Here is a 658-nt window from a genome sequence, read left to right as displayed (position 1 = left end):
CTGTTCAGCGCTCAAGGCCAAGACCAGACGCGGGTTCAGGCCTTGCCGGAAGCCAGGCAACCGGGCCAGTGGTGTAGCCGAGAACCTGCTGCAGCAGGAGTTCAGCCCAGCAGCACCCAACCGCTGCTGGGCCGGTGACATCACCTACGTCCGCACCACAGCAGGCTGGAGATACCTGGCGGTCTGGATCGACCTGTACAGCCGCCGCGTGGTCGGCTGGACCATGGGCAGCACCATGGAGGCCACGTTGGTGCTGGAGGCTCTCAACCGGGCTCTGGGGCACCGCCAGATCGAACCCGACCAGCTCCTGATCCACACCGATCAGGGGAGCCAATACCGGGCAACGGCGTACCGGCAGCTTCTGGAAAACCACAAGATCAGCTGCAGTATGTCGGCCAAGGGCTGCTGCTGGGACAACGCAGTGGTGGAGAGCTTCTTCTCCACCCTCAAACACGAACTGGGCCTCGATGACGATGCCGAGATCCTGAATAGCCCCCAGCAGCTGATCAGGACATTGGCCTTCTGGATCGACGGTTACTACAACCGCGAGCGTCGTCACTCAACGATTGGCTACCTCAGCCCGATCGACTACGAGCAGCAGTCCATCAACACCCGTACACTCTCACCCGTGGAGCCCTGACACTTGTCCACCGAATCG

Annotated in this window: 1 protein-coding gene; it reads left to right on the top strand. The window is 61.9% G+C overall.

Annotated features, from left to right (window positions below; translation table 11 throughout):
* Positions 1–640: IS3 family transposase (locus KUG43_RS16565; protein ID WP_216910929.1), on the top strand; the 640-nt coding region annotated here is incomplete at its 5' end.
* Positions 641–658: the final 18 nt, after the last annotated feature.

It is taken from the genome of Synechococcus sp. CCY 0621 (assembly GCF_019038465.1).
GTDB lineage: Bacteria > Cyanobacteriota > Cyanobacteriia > PCC-6307 > Cyanobiaceae > Cyanobium.
Note: the sequence above shows the minus strand (reverse complement) of the source record. Positions and strands in the feature narration are given on the sequence as shown.